Raw genomic sequence first — 21,955 nt, forward strand, 5'->3', positions numbered from 1 at the left:
CTCTTAACCAGGCAAAAATCTCAAATTGTCAAATTGACTGTGCTTTTAATCCTTTGCAGAACTAATTGGTTTTTGGGCAAAGGGGATATTTTTTTTACCTTCAGGAGAAGCACCTCCAAGGCTGCGGAAATACAGCCCGCCAATGGTGAGTAAAAAGGTCACATATCCCACTGCTTGCACAAGATAGAGATTGTCTCTGTAACCAAATAAAGATTTGAGGATAATGCCAGGAAACTGTTCGTCAGGCAAGATTGGGGAAGTATTTGAAACCATTGGCCCCAAAATACAGGAGTGGACTTTAGTAAAGCGTTCGTAATAGAAACAAAGATTTTCTGTAGCCCGACTGCTAAGGGCAAGGTTAGCCACGGCGTCGTCAAAATGTTTCAAGGCTGAAACTACTAACCCAGCGACAATCAACACTAATAAAACGCCCATTACCTGGAAAAACTGGCGGATGTTAATTTTGACACCCCATTTAAATAGCAGCACCCCAATGGCAGATGCCGCTACCAAACCACCAATAGCACCCAATGCTGGCATTAATCCCTGTTGAAAATTAGCCGCAACGAACAGAACAGTTTCAAAGCCTTCGCGGACAACGGCAACTAAAATTAAAGTAAAAACACCCCAACCAGCATTTGAATTTTGTGTCAGCGCTTCTGTGACTGCTCCTTCAACTGTAGCTTTCATGAATCTGGCTTGTTTAGTCATCCAGATTAGCATCCAACTGAGCATGGCGATCGCTAGCACACTAAAGACACCTTCTAGTGCTGGCTCAACTACGGAGCTATATTGAGGATTAACTGCTCCCAGTCCTTGAATTACCCAACTGAATAGCACACCTATTAAGGCGCTGACGACAATGCCAACGCCGACACCAGCATATACCCAAGAGTTCAGTCGGGATTGTTTAGCTTTTTTCAGCAAAGCTAGCACAATACCAACAACAAGGGCCGCTTCCACTCCTTCTCGGAGTGTGATTACAAAAGTAGGTAGAGCAGTACTAAAATTCATCTTTTGTCCTTTGTCTTTTGTCCTTTGTCATTAGTCCCTAGCCAAGAATTAATACTTCTCTACGAGAGGCTTGTCTGCGACACGTTGCGCGTAGCTTGCTTCCACGAAGTGGTACGCCAACGACAAAGCTACTTCTCTACAAGAGGCTGCGCCAACGACGTCGCTCAGTACAAGTCAGTACAAGTGACTAATAACTAAGGACTAATGACTATTAACTAAAATCGCGTAGCATCTTTTTCAGTTCGAGATTATGCATCTCTTCTTGCCCAATCATCCCACGAGCAAATTCTTCCAGATAAATGCTGGCGTTAGTAACAGTTTCGAGCAGATTTTTATACAAATCCAATGCCTTTTTTTCATGGGATAAGCTTTCTTCCAAGATATCCTTGACTTTATGCTGGTAGGTTTCTTCCATTGGGGCAATTTTCAGCGATGGATGCCCATCTAAACCGGTGAGAATTTCTCCCACTTGTTCGGCATGAAGTAAAGATTCACTCGCCTGTGCTTTGAAAAAGCCCACAATTGGAATACGGTTAGGGCCAGTTACCATCAAAGAATAATGTGTATAGCGGACTACCCCTGCTAGTTCAAATTCCATGATGGCGTTCAACAGGTCAATGGTTTTTTTGTGGTCAAGTTCTTGCATCAGTTGTTAGTTCAAGTAATGAATGGAGTGTAATTAGTTAGGAGTTGGAATAATAGTTAGAAGTTAGGAGTTGGAAGTTAGCAGATCAGATTCTTAACTCATAACTCACAACTCCTACCTAACTCCTAACGATTTCCTCATTTTAAACTCTTTACCCTATGCTTCCCATTAAATCAATGTGTTGTCGCTATGCTTGGGTATTGGATTTGTCAATCACTTTTTGAGAGTTTTCCTCAATGGTTTTCACCAGCTTGGTAACATCATTAGGTGTTTTGACTGCTTTTGCTGGTGGAATGGCGGCAGGCCAAACTGTTATGAGTTCAGCGAAACTAGTATCGATCGCTTTGTGTGCTTCGGGATCTGCTTGAGCTATTTGACTAGAAATTCCTTTGTATAATTCATTGGCGTAAAAGACAAAACCACGGGAGTCTTGATACTCAATTGGGGCGGTTATTTTACCATCTGCGATCGCAGCGCCATATTCGGAGTTAGCTGAATCTAGTAGTTCGTTAATTACCTGTAACCCAAATCCTGGTTTTGAGCGTTGAGTTTCTGGCAAAGCTGCGATCGCAGAATCAACTGCTTGCATTGAAGAAGCAAAACTAGTTTTAACTTTGCTATCCTTAGCACTAGATTTCACTAAATCTTGCAAACTCACTAAAGTTGTCTTAAATTCTTTAACTTTACGCTCATTCAACTGTTCTTCTACATCAACGTAAATCTCCTCAACTGGATGTCCAATATGAGGTTCTGCTTGTTTCGGCTGATTCTGATCCAGGAGTTCTTTTGCTACTAAAAGATGCCCTTTCATTAAGCCTAATTTAGTCATATAGTCAATATCTTTGGCCTCACCTGTTAGTACCACTTCTTGAACACCAACCTGGTCTTTAATTTGATTGAACTGCTCTTGGGTGACAACTTTCTTCGTAACTAAATCTTCTGGGCTGCCATAGGGACGATTTGCCTGGATTTTGTTCGATAAAGCCGGAACGCCTAGTTTAGCTTCAAACTTATCCAATTCTGACAATATCGCAGTGTTAATGTTAATTTTTTCTTTGCTAGCGTGATTACTATGACTGTTATTACTTACTGCCTCTGTAGCTTGAGGGCTAACAACTGGTGCTGATGGATTTTCTGCAATTGGTCTACTGGTACAGGAACTCAAGGTAACTATTAGAGCTGCTGCTGCTGTTAAACAGATATAACGAAGTTTTATCATCTTTAGTCCTCACACAAAGAAAAAGGTATAAATTGAAACATTTAAAACTATTACTAGAAGCTAGTTATGTTTGACACATTGTCATAGATTTTACTGTCGCACATAATGATATTTTTTATCAAATAGTTGTTTTAAAACTTTTTGCGAATTATTAATTATCTGGTTAGGAATTTTTAACAGGGTTTTGAAAGTTACTCTCAGCAAGTACTTCAAATTGACCCATGCAACCGTTTTCTGCGATCGCATCCTGATGGGGATGGAACATATACTTACCTGGGTAGCGAAAAGCAAATTCCAAGATGTGCCTTTCTGCTACACCCATCGTAATCACATCAGTTTTCTCGCTAGCAGTCATACTCATCCCGTAGCGATAGACATCAAAGAAGTTGGCGTGGAGATGAAACGTCACTGCCGGATCGTATTCAATGATGTTGAGGACATACAGCCGAATCAACTGATCTTTGTAAATCTGAATGGGATGATCCATGTAATAGTGGGGCAGACCGTTGAAGGCGTAATAGTCATTATGGCTATCATCATTCACGTCATAACCACCCATAACTAATACAATTTCATCAGCCGGGGGACGGGGAGTCGGTGGATCGATGATAAACATCCCGTACAACCCCTTGGCGATGTGACGGGTCACTGGTTGAATATGACAGTGGTACAAGTGTACACCATAGGGTTCAGCATCAAATTCATAAATTGTCGCACTACCATTCCTGATGGGGCGAACTCCATCCATTTCTGCCGGATGAACCCCATGAAAATGCAAAGAATGAGAATGTCCCGCGTTGTTGAGAAATAGTATGCGGATGCGATCGCCCTGTTTTGCCCGTAGCGTTGGCCCTGGTATGCGACCATTTAAATCCCAAATGTTGTAAGAAACAGCACTATTGAGTTTTATAATGGAAGTACCAGCAGTTAACTGAAATTCCCGGATAGTCCGCCCATTCTCTTGCTTCACCGTCCCATAATCAAAATTCCTTAACATCTTCATCGGGTTAGTAACGTCGTCTGGTGAGTCCATATCCAGTGGTGGCACTTTGACGATTGACTGACTTTGTAGATTTAGCATCTGCCAAAGTCCAGCTGCACCAGTTACTCCAGCACCTGCTAGTCCCAGCTTCAATAATTGACGGCGGCTCCAAGGTTTTTCGTTACCTAGAGCGAAGTTGTTGGGCATGAGATTTTGTTACGGTTAGCGCCAAAAAAAAATTGCAAATTTTTTGCAATTGCTTTTAAATCTTAGAGGAATTAATAATTATTGTCAATAATTTTAGAGTGCTTAAAAACTGCTACTGAAGTTATCAAATCTAGAGCAAGCGAGAATCAGTCCCTGAACACTCCAGGCAAATTCCTGATTTTTAACGGTATTTGTACTTTAATTAGTGTATTAATAATATCAATAGAAAACTAATTGTTTTATGCCTATTCCTGATAAGTAGTCAGGCAAAATTATTTAGAAATTTATTTAACCTATAATCAAGGTTTTACAAGCATTTCAGGCGATGTTAGTATGAAATTAATTTTGCACAGGTACTTATGCTTATTGCTTTAGGAGTACTTGGAGTAGAAAGAGTGAGTATAATAGCACCTTGGATATGGACGCAAGTAAGAAACTATCAGTAATCTCTGGCGTATTTAATTGGCTTAAAAATAATATAAATTGCATTTCAAGGAATTTTGGATGCTTGGCAACATGACTATTTTTAATTTTTATCTGTTACCTTTGTGTGATCAGCGTTGAAAATGCTGTCACTCGAAACCATGTGTGATTCTTTTGTTATTTGTATGGACTTTATGTGTAGATTTCTGCATCGTGATCAGCCGATGTTCAAAGAATAGTATAGTATTCACTAAAGCCGATTTACATAAGACATTTGATACACACTTGCCAAATACAAAGTTGATCGTATATCTTTTTGCAATCAGGCGGCATCATCCCCTTTGATTGATGAATCACCCAAAGTTATTATAGGAGGTCAAAAATGACTACTTTTTCTCATATCCCAGTATTGCAGAAGACCGCAGGTATTACCTTATCCAAGCCTGTGCAGGTAACGCTCTATATGCTGCTATCTTCTTTAGTTATCTGGACTGTGTTGTTTTCTACTTATCCTGCGGCTCATAACACAACACACTCAGCGCGTCACCACACATTAGGCGTTGCATGTCACTAAATTCTCATAATCCCCAGATTTTTTAGGTGAATCAAGCTTTGCTAGGTAACATAACAAAGTTACGACGCTAAAATAGCGGGGATTTCGTGCCAGTGTTTTTGCTTGGAAATAACTTTTAGGTTTTGTAGAGATGTTTTGTTTACCATCTCTACATCACCTTAACTTTATGGCTAATTCTTTGACTGGAATTCTTCTAGTTAGTAATAATAATCTTGAGTAACTTTCATCCACTGCAATTAAGGTTTCAGTTGTAGAAAGTACATGAATTTCACATTTACCATCAGTTTTTATGAAAAAATATCGACTTTTTGGAGTTATCAGCGCTGTTTGCATCACGTTGTCAATTTTTTATTCCTTTGTGGGGAGTTCTCAAATTCCTACATCCAGAGTGCTACTCTCCACCAACCCACCTTTAGAACGTATTCTCCCCTTTGAAGCAGAGGCAAAAAAACCACAATCTCCCGTTACTCTGACGTTACAAGCTGTTGATGCTGGGGGTAAACCTTTAGAAAATTCCAAAATTAGTTTACAAATTCTGACGCCGCCGCGTAATCCTTGGTTAACAACAGATTTTCCGATTGTCGAGGGAACAAAATTGTTGCAAATAAATGCCACTGCACCTAATGGTAAGCTGGAAATTCAGCAGATGTTACCGATCCGTGGTAATTATCAACTGCGGGTGAATGTGTCACCTTTGGTAGCAAATGCTTTTGCTCCATATCAACAAACTTTAAATCTGAATGTCCGGGAAAATCCGATCAAATATAAATATTTTGCTGTGATTGCAGCTATTTTAGTATCACTTGGATTGTTGGGTGGTTGGGTTATTGGCGGACAAGAAGAAATACAACAAGGTGAAATTGCACCACAGTCAGTACGGCTTTTATTAAGTGCATTGACAGTAGTGGCTATAGTAACTCTATTAGTTATTAACATTAGTGCAGAAGTTGCCGATGCTCATGGTAGCGAACACCACTCAAATAGTCCCGAAGCGATTGCACCATCATCTGAAAAATCTCAGGGATTGGAAATTAGCCTTGACGGAGATAAAAACGCAACTGTCGGAAAACTTGCAAATTTAGGGCTACAGGTGAAAGATACCGCAACCGGACAACCGATCACAGATGTAGGATTGCAGGTAAAAGCGATCGCCACAGAACATAATTTAACAGTCTTTGACTACAAAGGTATTCCCGACGAACAAGGTAAGTTAACATGGCTTGAACAATTTTTTGATGGTTCACCCCACAAAATTGAGGTGGAAGCAACTCCTCTACCAGGATCTAAGCGTCAATTTTTACCAGTGAAAGTAGCGCAAGAAGTTGAAGTTGAAGCGATCGCACCACCAATTTATATCCGATTGATTGGTTTATTCTACTTTACAGCCTTTGTCGGCATTGGTATGGCGATTGGATTGCTAATACAACATCGACGAACACCACCAGCAAGGGTAAATTAGTAATAGCAGAGCTTTACTAAGCATTCCCGCTAATAAGTAAGTGGGTCAAACTAAATATAAAACCTCACCCTGCCTCCGGCTTCCCTCTCCGAACTCACGGAGAGGGATTGAGGGTGAGGTTGGATCTTATATTTAATTACGCCTACCTACTTACAAAGATGTGTATTAATAAATCAAAATAGTTGTGGTAAAACCACACTATTTTTTTTGTTAATGGGTTATATAAACTATAAAACTGAGAAATTAACAAAGTAATGCTGACAGAAATTGCTGTTGAAAAAATTCTTGAACGTGCATTGATGGGATACGACTTATCTCTGGAAGAGGGAGTCGTATTGTTACAACAAACTGACGCGGAGGCAATCGCCGCAATACGTGCTACATCCGACACACTCCGCCACACTCAAGCAGGCGATACGGTTACATACATAATTAATCGTAATATCAACTTTACTAATATTTGTGAGCAACACTGTAGTTTTTGTGCATTCCGTCGAGATGATGGTGATGCCGATGCATACTGGTTAGATTCGGCACAAATTTTGGAAAAAGCGACAGATGCGGTGCTACGGGGTGCGACGGAAATTTGTATGCAGGGCGGATTAAATCCACAAGCGCAGATAAATGGCAAATCTTTGCCCTACTATCTCAAGGTAGTAGAAACCATTAAACAGGAATTTCCCCAGATACATTTACATGCTTTCTCTCCCCAGGAAGTAGAATTTATCGCCAGACTTGATGGACTTGAATATGCTGATGTGATTACTGCTTTGCGCGATGCTGGTGTTGGCTCAATGCCGGGAACAGCAGCTGAAGTGTTAGACGATGAAGTTAGGCGAATACTATGTCCAGAGAAAATTGACACAACCACTTGGCTAGAAATTGTTAGTACAGCTCACAAATTAGGCTTGCATACCACCAGCACCATGTTATCTGGGCATATTGAAACCCACGAACAGCAAATCGGGCATTTAGAAAAATTGCGATCGCTCCAAAAAACCGCCATTAATCAGGGATATCCAGCAAGGATCACAGAGTTTATTTTATTACCTTTCGTTGGACAAGAAGCGCCCAAATCCTTACGTCGCCGTGTCGGACGCGATCAACCAGTTTTAACGGATGCACTGCTGCTAGGGGCTGTGGCGCGGATTTACTTAGGTAATTGGATTCCTAACCATCAGCAGAGTTGGGTAAAACTGGGGCTTGTTGGTGCAACCGAAGCGTTAGTTTGGGGTTGCAACGATATCGGCGGCACATTAATGGAAGAACATATTACCACAATGGCAGGTGCTTTGGGCGGTACGTGTATGGAAGTGGAAACTTTGCAAGCTGCGATCGCTTCTTTAGAAAGACCTTACCAACAACGCGATACTCTTTATCAAAAAGTTAGGAGTTAAGAGTAGCCCTTTTAAGGTGGGTAAAAATTTTGGTGAAAAATTCCTCTTTAATCTCTTGACTCTGTAGATAATTTAGAGGTGGAGCATTATGAGAATTTTGATAGTTGAAGATGACGATCGCATTGCAAAGCCATTAGCCGAGTTTTTAAGACGACAATACCATATTGTGGATATAACAACTGATGGTTTAGAAGCTTGGCAATGGTCGCAATCAGGATTATATGAGCTAATTTTGTTAGATTTAATGCTTCCTAAATTAGATGGAATCACTCTCTGTAAGCGTTTACGCGATGCTTCATCTAATGTTCTGATTTTAATGCTGACGGCACGAGATACAACAGACGATAAAATTATCGGACTTGATGCTGGTGCTGATGATTACTTGGTTAAGCCATTTGACTTAAAAGAGTTAGCAGCACACATCAGGGCTTTAGCTAGAAGAACTCCAGAGATTCGTCCCCAGATTTTAATCCACGGTGATTTGCAACTAGACCCAGCAACTCAACAGGTAACTTATAGAGGAAATATAATATCATTAACTCCTAAAGAATATCTGATATTAGAATATTTTTTGAGAAACCCAAATCAAGTTGTGACTCGTTCTGTAATTCTTGATAAACTGTGGGACTTTGATAAATCTTCGGGAGAAGGAAGTATTAAAACTCATATTACAAATTTGCGGAATAAACTTAGAGTATATGGAAGTTCAGAGGAATTGATTGAAAATATCTATGGGATTGGTTATCGTCTAGGACACAAGTAGAATAATTCGTAATTCGTAATTCGTAATTAAGTTTTGTAAGGGGGATTTAGAAAAAGCCATAAAACTTGCCGTTACTCGATAGAATGCTCGCCGAATGTCTTGTTAGTTGCTATGGAACTTAAACCACCATAATTGATTAATATTAGTCAATTTTTAATTTAATAATTAACAATTTAATAGTAGAAAATAATGTGTTTCAAAGAATCAGATATCGTTTATTGTTGTCTTACTTAGTAGTGTTTGCATCGCTGCTGGGAATATTTGCGATCGCAGTCCGATTTGCTTTCACTCGCAGTCTGACTGAACAAATCACAGATAAACTCACAGCCATAGGGAAAGGTGCTGCTGCAAATGTCGAGTTTGAAAAAGGTCGCCTGACGATTGAAAGCGACTTTCGTCCAAAAGACTTAATTGCTTATCATCAAGCATTACAGTGGTTTGATACTCAGGGAAATTTGATTAGCCAACAAGGACAAACTGTTTTAGCTTTACCCTTGTTACCAAACAAAATGCTACAAGTTCAGATTGGCAAAATTCCTATTCAAGCAGTGACTGTACCAATTATCAAGAGCGATAATGGTAAGTTAGTTGGGTATGTGAGGGTGAGTCAATCTTTAGAAGAATTTGATGAAACCCTCCAAAAACTGGACTGGGGATTAGGCGGCGGGATTATTATAACTTTGCTTCTTAGTAGTATTGGCGGAATTTTACTAACTCGTCAAGCAATGCAACCCATTGAAGAGAGTTTTGAAAGACTCAAACAGTTTACTGCTGATGCTTCCCACGAACTACGCAGTCCGTTAATGGCAATCAAAATTAATGCTGAGTTGCCGTTAGAATATCCAGAAGAAATCGGGCCAAAAGATGCAGAAAAGTTTCAGGCGATCGCTAGCGCTACTAACCAGATGACTCGCCTCACAGAAGACTTACTGTTCTTGGCACGTACTGATAAAGTTCCCACTCAGAATAGGGATAGTCTCAATTTAACGTCAATATTAGAGAACCTAATACAACTGTATAAACCTCAAGCTGAAGCCAAGCAAATTAACTTGAAATTTCAATTAATTGCTAATCTTCAGCTAATAGGTGATTCAGTTCAATTAACCCGACTGTTTACTAATTTAGTTGAAAATGCACTTTACTATACACCATCAGGAGGCGTAGTTCAAATTAAAACTAGTCATGTCGGTTCCCAGCTTTATGTGAATGTGCAAGATACGGGCGTGGGAATTGCACCAGAGTATATCGACAAGGTTTTTGAGCGTTTTTGGCGAGCAGATCAGTCTCGTTCTTATTGGTCAGGTGGTTCTGGTTTAGGGCTAGCGATCGCTCAAGCCATTGCTCAAAATCATGGTGGATTAATTAGTATTACAAGTCAATTAGGAGTTGGTAGTTGTTTTACTGTGCGTTTATCAACTTCTTGACAATGTGATTTTAAGTTTCCTGGTTATTTGCCATCATCATTGGTTTCACGATCGCCATCACTACTTTCTTTAACTTGAATACTACTCTTGGGACGAGTGGCTTCATTCTTCTCATCTTGTTGATTGGCATTTTCAACATAGAGAACTTTGCCATTACCAGCATCTACTGTAACTTCTTGCTGACCAATTTCTACAGCATAAATTAAGTTGCCATCTTCATTTTCGATTTTGATACTTTTGGCTTTACCTCCCACAGATGTTTCAGCTGCTTGCTGTGCTTGTTTTGCTGTAATTTTAGCTAGCGGTTGCAGTTTTGCTGCTTCTTGCTGTTCTTGTGCATCGCCTTTGGTTTCACCGTCACCATCACTAGCTTCAGCAACTTGGGTAGCGCTATGATCCTGACGCGAAATTGCTACGAAAGATTGTGGTTGTTTTGCAGACACAACCCTCGACAATCCAGCAAATCCCAAAGTACCAACAAAAGCTGCTGCCAAAATGATTTTTGTTGAAGTTTTCATACTTGTAAAATCCCTGTAATTCTGGGTTTGTATTTTCATAGTAGGTAATAAAAGTCAAGAAATAGTCAAGATTATTTTGATTTCAATAAATTAAATATCAAATGGTGAAATTAACTTTTAAGTAGATATTTCAGCTATAGCATTTCCTAATGACATGAAGTACATCATAGCCCCCTCCCTCGCTTGCGGGGAGGGGGTTGGGGGTGGGGTTCTTGTACTTCACTCAACTGAGAACCGCTATATTTTTAGTGCCTATATTCTAATAAAATTCCGTTTTCAGTCAAATCTTGACTATTTCTTGACTTTTGCTGTGTAAAGTACAATCACTCACTAATTTCTGACAACACAGCTAACTTTAAGATGTGATGTAATCTCACTTCTACGGAAAAATCAAGAAGGAGAAAGATTATGAATAAGATGTTAAACAGGGTTCCAGAGGTTACAATTTACTTCTGGATTATTAAGATTCTGGCAACCACGGTAGGTGAAACCGCAGCAGATTTTTTATCAGCAACCCTGCACCTTGGTTTAGGCGTTACATCCTACATTATGAGCGGCGTGTTACTGATTGCGCTGTTGAATCAGTTTAAGCTTAAACACTATATTCCAGCAAGTTTTTGGTTTGTAGTCGTTTTGATAAGTATCGTTGGCACACTGATCACTGATAGATTGGTAGACGAACTTGGAGTTAGTTTGGTGACAACTACTGTAATTTTTAGTATTTCTTTGTTGGTAGTTTTTGCGCTCTGGTATTCCAACGAAAAGACATTAGCCATGCACTCCATAAATACAGCTAAAAGAGAGCTTTTTTATTGGGTAGCTGTTTTGTTTACGTTTGCCTTGGGCACTGCAACAGGAGACCTCTTAGGAGAGTCTTTGGGACTGGGTTATGCACAATCGGCACTGATATTTGGCGCTTCAATTGCAATTATAGCGATCGCTTATTATTACTTCCGCATGAATGCAGTTTTGGCATTCTGGTTAGCTTACATCTTGACTCGTCCGCTTGGAGCATCTATGGGTGATTTACTATCTCAATCTCCTATAAATGGAGGCTTCGGTTTTGGTACGGTCGGAACCAGTATGCTTTTTCTCTCTATAATCGTAAGCCTGGTTATTTACTTAAGCCTTAAGCAGAAGAAGCCAGCCTTACTGCCGATTGACCGACAAGACTAATTAGCGATTGATCGCCTTCTAAACTTGGGCATTTATCTGTTTATGACCTAGTAATTTGGTGGTAATTTGCGATGCTTGCTGCGAGCAAAGCGATCACAGTAACAGTCAGCACTCTCTAGGATGACTTACTATTTTTTATTGTGAAAAAGAAATGAACAAAGTTGCAAAAGTCACAATTTTCTTCTGGATCATGAAGATCATCGCCACGACGCTTGGCGAAACGGCAGGTGACTTCATCTCAATGTCTCTTGGACTAGGGTATTACATAGGCTTTGCCGTAACGTTCACCATTCTGGCTATTCTCCTGTTTTTTCAAATTCAATCTGACAGATATCGTCCAGCCCTTTATTGGGCGGCCATCATTGCGACAACCACAGCCGGAACCGAAGTTTCAGACTTGATGGATCGATCTCTTGGGCTGGGCTACGCAGTGGGATCGCTTATTCTGGTAGCCGGTCTCCTGAGCGTTCTTACCATCTGGTACTACCGCGATCGCGATCTGAGCGTTTATCCGATCATCAGGAAAGATGCAGAAACCACTTATTGGCTGGCTGTCGTGTTCTCCAACAGTTTGGGAACAGCCTTTGGTGACTTTCTGACAAGCAACTTGGGACTAAGCTATATTCAGGGCGCATTTGTGACAGCCAGCGTCATTGGTGTTGTCATTGCCCTTCACTACGTAACAAAGTTGAGTGATATCCTCCTATTCTGGCTCGCGTTCATCTTCACACGTCCCTTCGGAGCCACCTTCGGAGATTTTCTGACCAAACCAGTCAAAAGTGGCGGTCTATCACTCCCAAGGGAATATGCTTCAGCGATCGCCTTTATCCTGCTGGCAGTTGTCCTATTCTTTTCCGTGCGAAAGGAGAAAAAAGTGCGTCACCCATTTGAGTGATTGCGTTTAAGCATATACTCGATTTTGGTACTATCGGCTCATCTTTAGTTCTTGTGTCAATACTTGGAGTTTGTTATCCTGTTCACAACTCTAAAGCAGAGAAGACTAACGGTGGCTGGGTTTTTTAAGGATGAATGACATTAAACTATGCTCCGACAAGTTTCTAATTTCTGGTTGCGTTATATACATCCTCGTTTAGCTCCCTTAATTGCCACAATTGGTATTGTCGGACTTGCTAGTTGTCTGCTCATCCTTTTTGTTTTAGCAAAACTGGTTGAAGAGGTTTTAGAGCGAGAAGCTTTTGCATTTGATACTACTTTTTTGTTATGGCTACATCAGTTCGCCAATCCAAATTTAGATAATTTCATGCTGTTGATTACAAATTTGGGTAATCCTAATACAGTAGTTATAGTTGCAGGCGTTACCGTCTTGTTACTTTGGTGGCGACGTTACCGAGAAGAAGCAAAAGTTTTTGTAATTGCTTGCTTGGGAGCTTTAATTTTAAATACAGGGCTAAAGTTGTGTTTTTCTAAACCTCGCCCTGAACTGTGGCATCAGTTAATTTCTGAAAAATCTTTTAGTTTTCCTAGTGGCCATGCACTAGGTTCTATGGTGCTTTATGGTTTTATTGCTTACGAATTGGCAACTCACTATCCTGATTTGGCCAAAGTTATTTATAGTTTGACAGTTATTTTAATTGCTGCTATTGGTATCAGCCGCTTGTATTTAGGAGTCCATTGGCCTACAGACATAATTGCAGGTTATGGAGTCGGTTTTTTGTGGCTGATGATATGTATTACGATGCTTAAATTGCAAAGATTGAGGTAGGGAAAGTTAGATGACTCTAACTCACAAACTCTTGACAAAGGCTCTCCAAGAGTTGGCGTTGCAATGATAATTGTCCGATCAAATTTTTTAATCACCTGATTTTTTGCCCAAGATGCTTGTAAATGAGCGCCTTTTAGTGAATGAAACAGCCCTGTCCCCTCACCTACTCCTAACTAAATTGATCCCCAAGATACCAATTCAAGTTACGATGGACATTAATTTACGTATTCTTTTACTTAATGCATATGAAGCGCTATTGGTCGCGTTTGCTTGCGCTGGTTTTGGTTGTAGGTATCGGCTTAATGGGCTGTTCTGGCAGTCCAGATAGTTTGACTGGGGATTATCGCCAAGACACCTTAGCTGTGGTCAATGTTATGAGACAAGCTCTGGATGTATCACAAGATTCACCAGACAAAGCAGCAGTTCAAGCAGAAGCGCGTCAAAAAATTACTGACTTTTCAGCTCGCTATCAGCGAGTTAACTCTGTTTCTGGTCTTGGCTCCTTTACAACCATGCGAACAGCCCTCAACTCCCTAGCTGGACACTACAGTTCTTACCCAAATCGTCCTGTACCCGAAAAACTCAAAAATCGTTTAGATAAGGAGTTACAGCAGGTAGAGATGGCGCTGAAGCGTGGCGGTTAACTCCAGCATCAATATTCAAGAGTCAAAAATATTAACTCTTGATTAGGGATTTCCAACAAATAAATTACTACTACTTGTGGGGTGGGCATCTTGCCCGCCTTGGGCTACGAGACACGCACCCCACAAGAATTACTTCGTCTCCATCCAATTTTCACCAACACGCGCATCCACCAGCAACGGTACACTCAACTGGACTGCATTTTCCATCACCGACTTAATCTGCGGTTGTAATTCTTCCCACTCTTGAGGAGGAATTTCAAACACTAATTCATCGTGAACTTGTAACAACAAACGCGCCTGATAGTTCTTCAAAACCTCATGCAGTCTCACCATTGCAATTTTGATAATATCAGCATTGGAACCTTGAATTGGTGCATTAGCAGCAGAGCGTAGTAAACCTGCATCATAAGCACCTAAATTCTTCAATTTACTTAGATCAATATCTTTTGGGTTACTACCTTTTAATTTGCGTAAACTGTTATGAGTAAAGTCAAAGTAACGACGGCGACCGAGAATAGTTTCTACATAACCAAGAGCGATCGCTTCTTTTTTGACTCGCTCCAAATATGCAAAAACTTTCGGATATCTTTCATTAAACCGCTTAATGAACTCGTTGGCAATGTTTTTATCTATTCCAGTTGAGCGCGAAAACCTTAGAGAACCCATTCCATAAATCACGCCAAAATTGATAGTTTTTGCCATCCCTCGTTCTTCTGATGTGACATTTTCTTTTTCAAACACTAATCGCGCGGTAACAGTGTGAACATCTTCATTTTGCTGATATGCTTGCAGTAATATCGGCTCTTGACTCAAATGAGCCAAAATCCGCAATTCAATTTGTGAATAATCAGCAGCCACCATTAACCAGCCAGCTTCTGGCAAAAACGCCTTCCGAATTTGGCGACTAAAAGCTGTACGAATGGGAATATTTTGTAAATTTGGATTAGAAGAAGATAACCTACCAGTTGATGTTGCTGCTTGGTTAAAATCAGTATGCACCCGTTGGGTATCTGGACGCACCAATGCTGGTAATGCATCAACATAAGTAGACTTTAATTTAGATAGGGTGCGATACTCAATGATCGCCTCAACAAATCCAGTGTTATCATCTTCTTGGAGTCTTTCTAGTGTTGCTGCGTCTGTAGAGTAGCCCGTTTGAATTTTACGAGAATGTTTGGTGCTTAACCCCAACTTTTCAAACAAGATTTGGCTCATTTGCTTAGGAGAACCCAAGTTAAAATTTTCCCCAGCTATTTCAGTTGCTTGCTCTTTTAACCTGGATAACTCAGTTTCTAAATGCTGCGAAAGTTCTTGTAAATAAGCGGAATTAATGCGGACACCTGTGTATTCCATTTGGGCTAAAACTGCTTCTAGCGGTTGTTCCACTTCCACTAATAATTTAGATAAAGCTGGAAATTTATCCAGTTCCTCACGCAATTTAGCCACTAAACCAAAGGTAGTATAAGCATCCATACCGCAGTAATCTGCTACGGCGGGAATATCTATATCAGCAATGGTTTTACCTTTAGGAACTAAATCTAAGTAACTTTTTGCTATCAATCCCAAATATCGTTGCCCCAAATCCATCAAATTATGGCTAGAATCTGGATTTATAATGTAACTTGCCAGCATGGAATCAAACACTACTCCCGCCAAATTAATTCCTTGACACTTTAGAACTAAGCGGTCAAATTTGGCATTTTGTAAAGCTTTTGGATAATCAGCACTTTCGAGAATTGGGCGTAATGCTTCTAACGCCAAATCTTTATGCAAATTTTCCCCAGTTTTGTGTCCCACAGGAATATAGGCTACCTCATCTGGTTGCGTTCCCCAACAGCAACCAATTCCTACTAACTCAGCATCTCTTGGTTCTAAATCGGTGGTTTCAGTGTCCCAAGCAACGGGAGTCTCTGAGTTAGTGAATTTTTGCAAAAGTTTGACTAACTCAGTAAGTTTGGCTTCGGTATTGATGATGCGTGGTGTAATTGGGGAAGTAGATTGTTGTGGAACTGCTGCTGTATCACTAGCACTAAAAAACCACAAATCCTTATCTTCATCAGCGCTAAATTCTGAGTTAGTATTGGGATTAATTGCATCTGTTTTAGCTTCTTGATTTTCTTCAACTTTGCCACCAAAACGTTGCTGGAGGTCGTTAATTTTTCCTAAAAAAGACTTAAATTCTAATTTTTCTAAAATTGGTGATAAGACGCTTGTATCAAACCCTTTTAATTTGCAATCTTCTAAATCAAATTCTATTGGAACATCTAAAACTATGGTTGCCAAATAGCGAGACTTATCAGCATCTTCTTTACCACTTGCGAGTTTTTTCTGATTTGCGCCTTTAATTTCATCTAAAGCAGCATAAATATGATCAAGAGAACCATAGGTATTTAGCAGCTGCACTGCTGTCTTTTCACCAATTCCCTTGACTCCAGGAATATTATCTGATTTATCACCACAAAGAGCTTTGAAATCGACAATTTGTGAAGGTAAGACGCCCATTTTTTCTTTGACTTGTTCTGCTTCAAATTCCGTGATGCTATTTGTAGAGCGTTTTAGGGCATCTGGACTAAAATTTAGAACAGTGATTTCTTTGTCCGAGTCGATCAGTTGAAATAAATCGCGATCGCCCGTAAGAATCTTCACCTTATACCCAGCAGCAGTTACTCTTTGTGCTAAGGTTCCCAAAACATCATCTGCCTCGAAACCAGGGGCAGTAAAAAATGGTAAATTGAAGCCATTTAGCAACTCATGCAAGTTTGCTAAATCGGGAATGAAGTCTTCTGGCGTTTCCGGGCGATCGGCTTTATAAGTCTCGTCAGCTTCGTGGCGAAAAGTTGCTTCACCCAAATCAAAAGCGATCGCCATTGCTTGGGGCTGTTGTGTTGCCATTACCTCTAGCAGGCACTTCACAAAACCAAAACATATACTGGTAGGAATCCCCGTTTTGGTACGCAGTCCTCCATCTCGTCCTTTGGCGAACGCAAAGTATGAACGATAAGCGAGGGAGTGTCCATCGACGAGGATGAACGTGGGGCGTGTTGCGGTTGCAGAAGTGAAAGTTTCAGACATAGCCCTATTTTAGCAATTTCAGATGCTTGTTCAGCTTGGCTTTGGCGACAATAGCGCCGTTTTTGCATACGAATTTCTCCTGCACATAATTTTAGACAAAGTGATGTCTACGTATTTACAGCTTTAGCACGGAAGCCCAGGAGAACCAACTTTTCGCAGGTATGTATAAGTACGTAAGTGACTAGAGAACCGAATTTTTTCTACTACTCCCCACTGCTTGCTAGAGCCTGTTAACCTCTTATTGAAACTTAAAATCTAGGAAATTATGCAGAAAGCATCTGCTACACATTTGGCATCTACTAATAATCAGGCTGCTGCAAAAGACATTAAACTACTAGTTTTGGATATAGATGGCACGATCGCCGGAGAGTCTAACAGCATCAGTACAGGTGTAAAAAAAGCTATTATTGCAGCCCAAGCACGAGGAATTCAAGTGGCGATCGCTACAGGTCGAATGTATCGTTCCGCCTTACGCTTTCACCAAGAAATCGGCTCTATTTTACCATTAATGGCTTATCAAGGAGCCTGGATTCAAGACCCGATCACCCAAAAAATTCATCGTCATTGGGCTGTTTCCAGGGAAATCGCCCACCAGCTAATCGACTATTTTGAACAACCTGAGTTGCGATCGCTTCTATCTGTCCACTTTTACATCAATGATCAGCTATACGTCCGTGAGTTAACTAGAGAAACCCAAATTTATGCAGAACGTTCTGGTGTTATCCCGATTCCCGTGGGTGATTTGCGCCAAACCTTAACGAATGAACCGACAAAAATTCTCGCTTTATGTGATGACACTGATGTGATCAACCAGCTATTGGGGAATTTGCGCCGTCAATACACACCTGCTGAACTTTATTTAACAAAATCTGTTGCTACCTTTTTTGAAGCAACTAACGCCTCTGTGAATAAGGGAACTGGTGTGCGTTACCTAGCCGAAGAATTACTGGGATTACAGATAGCCAACGTTATGGCGATTGGCGATAACTTCAATGATGTAGAAATGCTGGAGTATGTTGGACTTGGTGTAGCTATGGGTAACGCACCACCGGAAGTGCAAGCGATCGCGCAGTGGGTAGCTCCTAGTGTAGAAGAAGACGGAGCAGCCGTAGCAATAGAAAACTTTTTGCTGTAGTGAAGGTACTTTTTCAAACCTAACCCATACAAATCAGAAAGGACACCGACGACTGGCCGTGTTTCGTCTCGGTGCCCTAGCTGGTTCGCTCCTCACACACTTGCTAATGTAGCCGAGGTGATGCTTTGAGTCAATAGTTGTGATAAAAGTTTTTATTTTCTGGTTAAGTACAGAAGTTCATAGCGAATTAAAGTTGGCAAAACTCAGCGCCCCTCTGCGCTTCCCTCAGCGTCCCTCTGCGTTTAAAAAAGCTCCGAATTTCCTAAATGCTCTACTAAGCAACATTACCGACTTATAACTCCAAAGGCGCAAAAACCCCCAAATTTTCCTCTAACACATATCTTAATACTGACTGAGTAGCCATCAGCAATCCAAGTCTGGCTTGGGCTACCTCTGGTGAGGTAATTTTAACTTCACCCCAAATTCGGCAATTAGACCAGAACTTTTCAAAAGCTTGGCTCAAATTCAGCGCTACTTTTTCCCATTTTACAGAACCGCTAACATCAGGGCATTCTATGTTATCTACCACTTGTACTAACTCGGCAATTAGCTGACGCTCATCTGGATGATTTAGCCGCAGTGTTCTATCACAGTTGAGCCAAGGTATAGGGTTGGGGGCGATAACGCTCCAAAAAGCTGGACTAGTATTTGGAACAGGTTCTCTAAGTTTAATCAATCCCTCTCGGTGAGCCAGCAACACTAGCGAACAGCAGCGTGCATGAGCGTATTGAACAGCAAATAACGAATTGGGCATTGGGCATGGGGCATGGGGCATGGGGCATGGGGCATCAATTGTGCCTTCATCTCCCCCTAAACTCCCCACTACCAGACTTTGTAACCAAGTCGCTAACGTGGAGTGAGTCAATTCAAAATGTATCCAACCAGGGGGAACTACTTGGATACTAAAAATGCCCCTACAGATCCCTGATACATCTGAGGCGATCGCACTGGCAAGCTCCATAGCTTTTCGATTCTGAGATTTTGACAGTCGCAGAGCCACACCTGAAATATACAAAACTCTACTATTATCTCTATCTTTATATAGATTCTTTTCTTCATCTTTTATGCATATCTTTTCTAATTCATAAGTATCAATACTTAGGAATTGTCTTAAATAACTACATAGTAGCTGTTCTATTGACGTGTATTTGCTATCTAGTAATTTATGATGCACGTAATTTTATTTAAATAATCATGTAAAATATATTTTTAAAATTTTTTTCATCTATCTTCCGGTATAAGTTAAATTTAGATGAAGAAAAATGAGAGGAGGATAAAATTTGATGAATAATCGATGAATAGTAAGTAAACTTTACTACCATCATTGTACAGTAGGAAGTATAACAAAAGAGTAGAGAGTAATTTGCTTTCTATTCTTTGGATTGGCTGGCGCTGTTAGGCGTTAAGCCTGCCTCGCCAACACAAAGACACTCCTTGCACCTTTTTATTTACACGTCTTTGTTTTCAGCCGAACGCTCTTTGTTACCTATGCAATCTCAATCCTCCTTTTCTGAGGCATCACGGCCTTTTTTGACTTGGCAACGCATTCTTGACTGGGCTCAAGAACACTATCGCTGCCGCACCTTTAGCAAAGATGAGCGCATTCCAGCTCGACCTGGATTGCTATATTTAGTGCAAAGGGGTGCGATCCGCATGGTAGGAACCGCACAAGTTAGTGCGACTGCTAGTCAGCTAACGTCTCGACGAATCAACAGAACCCCAGAAGAAGCGTTCTTGGGTTTTGTGGGAGCGGGACAGCCATTTGAAATTGTTGCCCAATCACCATTCACACTTCAGGCTTACGCCCATGTTGACCAAACTGCGGTGCTGTGGATGTATTGGCACGACCTAGATAATTGGCCTCACTTCCGTCGTGAAGTTATGGATGCCTTTAGGTATCAGCACCAGCGTAAGCTGCTGTGGCTGAGTGCCTTGGGACAACGCCGCACAATTGACCGACTCTTAGGATTTCTCACATTGTTGATTGAGGAATATGGAGAGCCAGCAATGAGCGACACTGATCCAGATGTGATTCGCGGTTATTGTTTGCCTTTTCCCCTCACCCATGCCCAAATTGGTAGCGCGATTGGTTCCACTCGTGTCACCGTCACCCGCTTGATGGGCAAGCTGCGTCAACGTGGCTTAATCCTGACTCAAGGCGATAATCTAATATGCTTGCCAGCAGAGTCAATTAATAGAGCTGGTTAAAGCACAGTTCAGAGCGGCGATTTTCGCCACTCTGTCTGAGTGGATCGCAGTGTCAGCGAATTTTGACAAACCCAGCTTGGGTAATCAGTTCCTGTCCCTGCTGAGTCAGCAGTAAGTTGGCGTAAGCGACACCTGCTTGCTGCTCAGTCTGACCATTCTGTTTGACCACCACAAACAGATTGCGGGTAATCGGGTATTTTCCTGATTGGAAAGCCTCAATGTTCAACTTGTTCCGTTTACCAGGACATTCCGACGGGAGGACAGAAGGTTCTTGGTAAGGAGCAATGTATGTCCCTTGCGTCCGCCCCAACGGCAAGGCTTTGATTAAGCATTGAGGAATCACCTCTGGGGCAGAAGCGTAATAGATGCTACCAGGACTACCAGCCAATTTTTGCAAGGCTTGGGTGGTTGTGGAGATAAATTCCACATTGGAGCTGAAAGCTTGACCACCCAAAATGTCTTGGACAAAAAGCTCAACCGTACCGCCATCAGCAATACGGCGGGAATAGGGCTTAATCGGAATATTGGGGCCGCCCACTTGGCTCCAATTATTAACTTTGCCTGTGTAAATTGACTTTAATTGGTCTATCGTTAGTCCTGGGATGTTGAGACTGGGGTTAACTGCGATCGCCAAACCATCAATTGCCACAGGAATTTGTTTTAAACTGAACCCACGCTGCTGGGCACGGCTTAATTCTTGATCTAGAACTGGCCGGGAGGATTGGGCAAAAGCTAATTGACCGTCTATGAGCGACTGGATACCAGTGCCAGAACCAGGAGATGCATTACTAGGTTCTACATAACGTAGGCGAAACTCTGGTCGCGCCGCTTGAATTGCTCGATCAACTACTAGTCGAATCGGCGCCCAAGATGTACTGCCTCCGTAATTGAATAATCCTGTAGGAACATCCTGTACTGAGGTAAAAGTCTTGCCACTAGGTTGTTCTGATGCAGTTTGGGGCGTTTTGGTGCCAGGAGAATTAATTGTATTTAGCTCAAGACCAGACTTTCTGGTGAACCACCAAAAACCGCCAGCTACTAGCCCGACCGTGATTAGGATGGATAAGACAAGAATAGGTATTTCGTTTTTTTGGGACATAGTAAATTACCCACGCGTCCATTCAATATAAGTGCTTGACTTGATAGGTGCTTGCTACTTGAGATTGTATTTGGAGAACGGGTGTTTTATTAACGAATCCTGACAAATCCTCATTTGTGACTACTTTAAAAGCCAAGGTATAATAAATTTCCCCTGGATTATTCGTCTCTTCTCTCAAAGCTTGATTGGTGGCGAGGATAAGTTGCTAGTTGACACTAAAATTTTTCCCATCAATACCTTCGCCAAAAACAGAGGTAGTCTAACTTTTGCCG

At 41.2% G+C, this 21,955-nt stretch carries 19 protein-coding genes; 11 read left to right on the forward strand and 8 right to left on the reverse strand.

Translation table 11 applies throughout. The features are described from left to right. Nucleotides 1-45: 45 nt before the first annotated feature. The 4 genes from V7K15_RS20305 to V7K15_RS20320 form a co-directional block, all read right to left on the reverse strand. Nucleotides 46-1,014, reverse strand: coding sequence for an FTR1 family iron permease (locus tag V7K15_RS20305; RefSeq protein WP_334908122.1), 969 nt, complete (start codon nucleotides 1,012-1,014; stop codon nucleotides 46-48). A gap of 211 nt (nucleotides 1,015-1,225) precedes the next feature. Continuing rightward, nucleotides 1,226-1,660, reverse strand: a complete 435-nt coding sequence (locus tag V7K15_RS20310; RefSeq protein ID WP_334908124.1) for a ferritin-like domain-containing protein — start codon at nucleotides 1,658-1,660, stop codon at nucleotides 1,226-1,228. A 187-nt stretch (nucleotides 1,661-1,847) separates the two neighbouring features. Further along, nucleotides 1,848-2,879: a helix-hairpin-helix domain-containing protein gene (locus V7K15_RS20315; protein WP_334908126.1), complete on the reverse strand. Its 1,032-nt coding sequence runs from the start codon at nucleotides 2,877-2,879 to the stop codon at nucleotides 1,848-1,850. Nucleotides 2,880-3,042: 163 nt separating this feature from the next. Then, nucleotides 3,043-4,068 (reverse strand): multicopper oxidase domain-containing protein, encoded by a 1,026-nt coding sequence (locus V7K15_RS20320; protein ID WP_334908128.1) that lies wholly within the window; start codon nucleotides 4,066-4,068, stop codon nucleotides 3,043-3,045. A gap of 805 nt (nucleotides 4,069-4,873) precedes the next feature. Here V7K15_RS20320 and V7K15_RS20325 point away from each other — a divergent pair. The 5 genes from V7K15_RS20325 to V7K15_RS20345 all read left to right on the forward strand — a co-directional run bounded on the left by V7K15_RS20325 (nucleotide 4,874) and on the right by V7K15_RS20345 (nucleotide 10,108). Next, a complete protein-coding gene (locus V7K15_RS20325) occupies nucleotides 4,874-5,065 on the forward strand; it encodes a CbtB domain-containing protein (RefSeq protein WP_334908130.1) in 192 nt (63 codons plus the stop codon). 289 nt (nucleotides 5,066-5,354) lie between these two features. After that, entirely contained in the window at nucleotides 5,355-6,524 is a 1,170-nt protein-coding gene (locus V7K15_RS20330) for a hypothetical protein (protein ID WP_334908132.1), read from the forward strand. Nucleotides 6,525-6,778: 254 nt separating this feature from the next. Then, nucleotides 6,779-7,921: a 7,8-didemethyl-8-hydroxy-5-deazariboflavin synthase subunit CofH gene (gene cofH, locus V7K15_RS20335; RefSeq protein WP_334908134.1), complete on the forward strand. Its 1,143-nt coding sequence runs from the start codon at nucleotides 6,779-6,781 to the stop codon at nucleotides 7,919-7,921. 88 nt (nucleotides 7,922-8,009) lie between these two features. Then, nucleotides 8,010-8,684 carry a response regulator transcription factor gene (locus V7K15_RS20340; RefSeq protein ID WP_334908136.1) on the forward strand — a complete coding sequence of 225 codons (675 nt, stop codon included), beginning with the start codon at nucleotides 8,010-8,012 and terminating at the stop codon, nucleotides 8,682-8,684. Between the two features lie 191 nt (nucleotides 8,685-8,875). Beyond that, the gene (locus tag V7K15_RS20345; RefSeq protein WP_334908138.1) at nucleotides 8,876-10,108 is read left to right on the forward strand and encodes a sensor histidine kinase; all 1,233 of its coding nucleotides are present in this window, start codon (nucleotides 8,876-8,878) and stop codon (nucleotides 10,106-10,108) included. 23 nt (nucleotides 10,109-10,131) lie between these two features. Here the strand turns inward: V7K15_RS20345 and V7K15_RS20350 are convergent, their stop codons facing one another. Then, nucleotides 10,132-10,626 carry a PepSY domain-containing protein gene (locus tag V7K15_RS20350; RefSeq protein WP_334908140.1) on the reverse strand — a complete coding sequence of 165 codons (495 nt, stop codon included), beginning with the start codon at nucleotides 10,624-10,626 and terminating at the stop codon, nucleotides 10,132-10,134. Nucleotides 10,627-11,034: 408 nt separating this feature from the next. Between V7K15_RS20350 and V7K15_RS20355 the strand changes: the two genes are divergently transcribed. The 4 genes from V7K15_RS20355 (at nucleotide 11,035) to psb27 (ending at nucleotide 14,169) form a co-directional block, all read left to right on the forward strand. Beyond that, the gene (locus tag V7K15_RS20355; protein WP_334908142.1) at nucleotides 11,035-11,802 is read left to right on the forward strand and encodes a COG4705 family protein; all 768 of its coding nucleotides are present in this window, start codon (nucleotides 11,035-11,037) and stop codon (nucleotides 11,800-11,802) included. 151 nt (nucleotides 11,803-11,953) lie between these two features. Then, the gene (locus tag V7K15_RS20360; protein WP_334908144.1) at nucleotides 11,954-12,697 is read left to right on the forward strand and encodes a COG4705 family protein; all 744 of its coding nucleotides are present in this window, start codon (nucleotides 11,954-11,956) and stop codon (nucleotides 12,695-12,697) included. Between the two features lie 147 nt (nucleotides 12,698-12,844). Beyond that, complete coding sequence (locus V7K15_RS20365; protein WP_334908146.1) at nucleotides 12,845-13,525, forward strand: phosphatase PAP2 family protein; 681 nt, start codon at nucleotides 12,845-12,847, stop codon at nucleotides 13,523-13,525. 239 nt (nucleotides 13,526-13,764) lie between these two features. Then, entirely contained in the window at nucleotides 13,765-14,169 is a 405-nt protein-coding gene (gene psb27, locus V7K15_RS20370) for a photosystem II protein Psb27 (RefSeq protein ID WP_334908148.1), read from the forward strand. Nucleotides 14,170-14,298: 129 nt separating this feature from the next. On the opposite strand, the gene polA is transcribed toward psb27, so the two are convergent. Then, complete coding sequence (gene polA / locus V7K15_RS20375) at nucleotides 14,299-17,241, reverse strand: DNA polymerase I (protein WP_334908150.1); 2,943 nt, start codon at nucleotides 17,239-17,241, stop codon at nucleotides 14,299-14,301. 265 nt (nucleotides 17,242-17,506) lie between these two features. Between polA and V7K15_RS20380 the strand changes: the two genes are divergently transcribed. After that, the gene (locus V7K15_RS20380) at nucleotides 17,507-18,376 is read left to right on the forward strand and encodes a Cof-type HAD-IIB family hydrolase (protein ID WP_334908152.1); all 870 of its coding nucleotides are present in this window, start codon (nucleotides 17,507-17,509) and stop codon (nucleotides 18,374-18,376) included. A 292-nt stretch (nucleotides 18,377-18,668) separates the two neighbouring features. On the opposite strand, the gene V7K15_RS20385 is transcribed toward V7K15_RS20380, so the two are convergent. Then, nucleotides 18,669-19,337, reverse strand: coding sequence for a DALR anticodon-binding domain-containing protein (locus V7K15_RS20385; RefSeq protein ID WP_334908154.1), 669 nt, complete (start codon nucleotides 19,335-19,337; stop codon nucleotides 18,669-18,671). Nucleotides 19,338-19,864: 527 nt separating this feature from the next. Between V7K15_RS20385 and V7K15_RS20390 the strand changes: the two genes are divergently transcribed. After that, a complete protein-coding gene (locus V7K15_RS20390; protein ID WP_292795523.1) occupies nucleotides 19,865-20,584 on the forward strand; it encodes a Crp/Fnr family transcriptional regulator in 720 nt (239 codons plus the stop codon). A gap of 52 nt (nucleotides 20,585-20,636) precedes the next feature. Here the strand turns inward: V7K15_RS20390 and V7K15_RS20395 are convergent, their stop codons facing one another. Continuing rightward, nucleotides 20,637-21,683, reverse strand: a complete 1,047-nt coding sequence (locus tag V7K15_RS20395) for a PstS family phosphate ABC transporter substrate-binding protein (RefSeq protein ID WP_334908156.1) — start codon at nucleotides 21,681-21,683, stop codon at nucleotides 20,637-20,639. Nucleotides 21,684-21,955: the final 272 nt, after the last annotated feature.

Origin of the sequence: Nostoc sp., from assembly GCF_036919815.1 — a bacterium.
Classification (GTDB): domain Bacteria; phylum Cyanobacteriota; class Cyanobacteriia; order Cyanobacteriales; family Nostocaceae; genus Nostoc.

Bases quoted from the DNA above. Each gene is read 5' to 3' on its own strand.
- V7K15_RS20305 (WP_334908122.1), bottom strand. From the start codon at position 1,014: ATGAATTTTAGTACTGCTCTACCTACTTTTGTAATCACACTCCGAGAA.
- V7K15_RS20310 (WP_334908124.1), bottom strand. From the start codon at position 1,660: ATGCAAGAACTTGACCACAAAAAAACCATTGACCTGTTGAACGCCATC.
- V7K15_RS20315 (WP_334908126.1), bottom strand. From the start codon at position 2,879: ATGATAAAACTTCGTTATATCTGTTTAACAGCAGCAGCAGCTCTAATA.
- V7K15_RS20320 (WP_334908128.1), bottom strand. From the start codon at position 4,068: ATGCCCAACAACTTCGCTCTAGGTAACGAAAAACCTTGGAGCCGCCGT.
- V7K15_RS20325 (WP_334908130.1), top strand. From the start codon at position 4,874: ATGACTACTTTTTCTCATATCCCAGTATTGCAGAAGACCGCAGGTATT.
- V7K15_RS20330 (WP_334908132.1), top strand. From the start codon at position 5,355: ATGAAAAAATATCGACTTTTTGGAGTTATCAGCGCTGTTTGCATCACG.
- cofH (WP_334908134.1), top strand. From the start codon at position 6,779: ATGCTGACAGAAATTGCTGTTGAAAAAATTCTTGAACGTGCATTGATG.
- V7K15_RS20340 (WP_334908136.1), top strand. From the start codon at position 8,010: ATGAGAATTTTGATAGTTGAAGATGACGATCGCATTGCAAAGCCATTA.
- V7K15_RS20350 (WP_334908140.1), bottom strand. From the start codon at position 10,626: ATGAAAACTTCAACAAAAATCATTTTGGCAGCAGCTTTTGTTGGTACT.
- V7K15_RS20355 (WP_334908142.1), top strand. From the start codon at position 11,035: ATGAATAAGATGTTAAACAGGGTTCCAGAGGTTACAATTTACTTCTGG.
- V7K15_RS20360 (WP_334908144.1), top strand. From the start codon at position 11,954: ATGAACAAAGTTGCAAAAGTCACAATTTTCTTCTGGATCATGAAGATC.
- V7K15_RS20365 (WP_334908146.1), top strand. From the start codon at position 12,845: ATGCTCCGACAAGTTTCTAATTTCTGGTTGCGTTATATACATCCTCGT.
- psb27 (WP_334908148.1), top strand. From the start codon at position 13,765: ATGCATATGAAGCGCTATTGGTCGCGTTTGCTTGCGCTGGTTTTGGTT.
- polA (WP_334908150.1), bottom strand. From the start codon at position 17,241: ATGTCTGAAACTTTCACTTCTGCAACCGCAACACGCCCCACGTTCATC.
- V7K15_RS20380 (WP_334908152.1), top strand. From the start codon at position 17,507: ATGCAGAAAGCATCTGCTACACATTTGGCATCTACTAATAATCAGGCT.
- V7K15_RS20385 (WP_334908154.1), bottom strand. From the start codon at position 19,337: ATGGAGCTTGCCAGTGCGATCGCCTCAGATGTATCAGGGATCTGTAGG.
- V7K15_RS20390 (WP_292795523.1), top strand. From the start codon at position 19,865: ATGCAATCTCAATCCTCCTTTTCTGAGGCATCACGGCCTTTTTTGACT.
- V7K15_RS20395 (WP_334908156.1), bottom strand. From the start codon at position 21,683: ATGTCCCAAAAAAACGAAATACCTATTCTTGTCTTATCCATCCTAATC.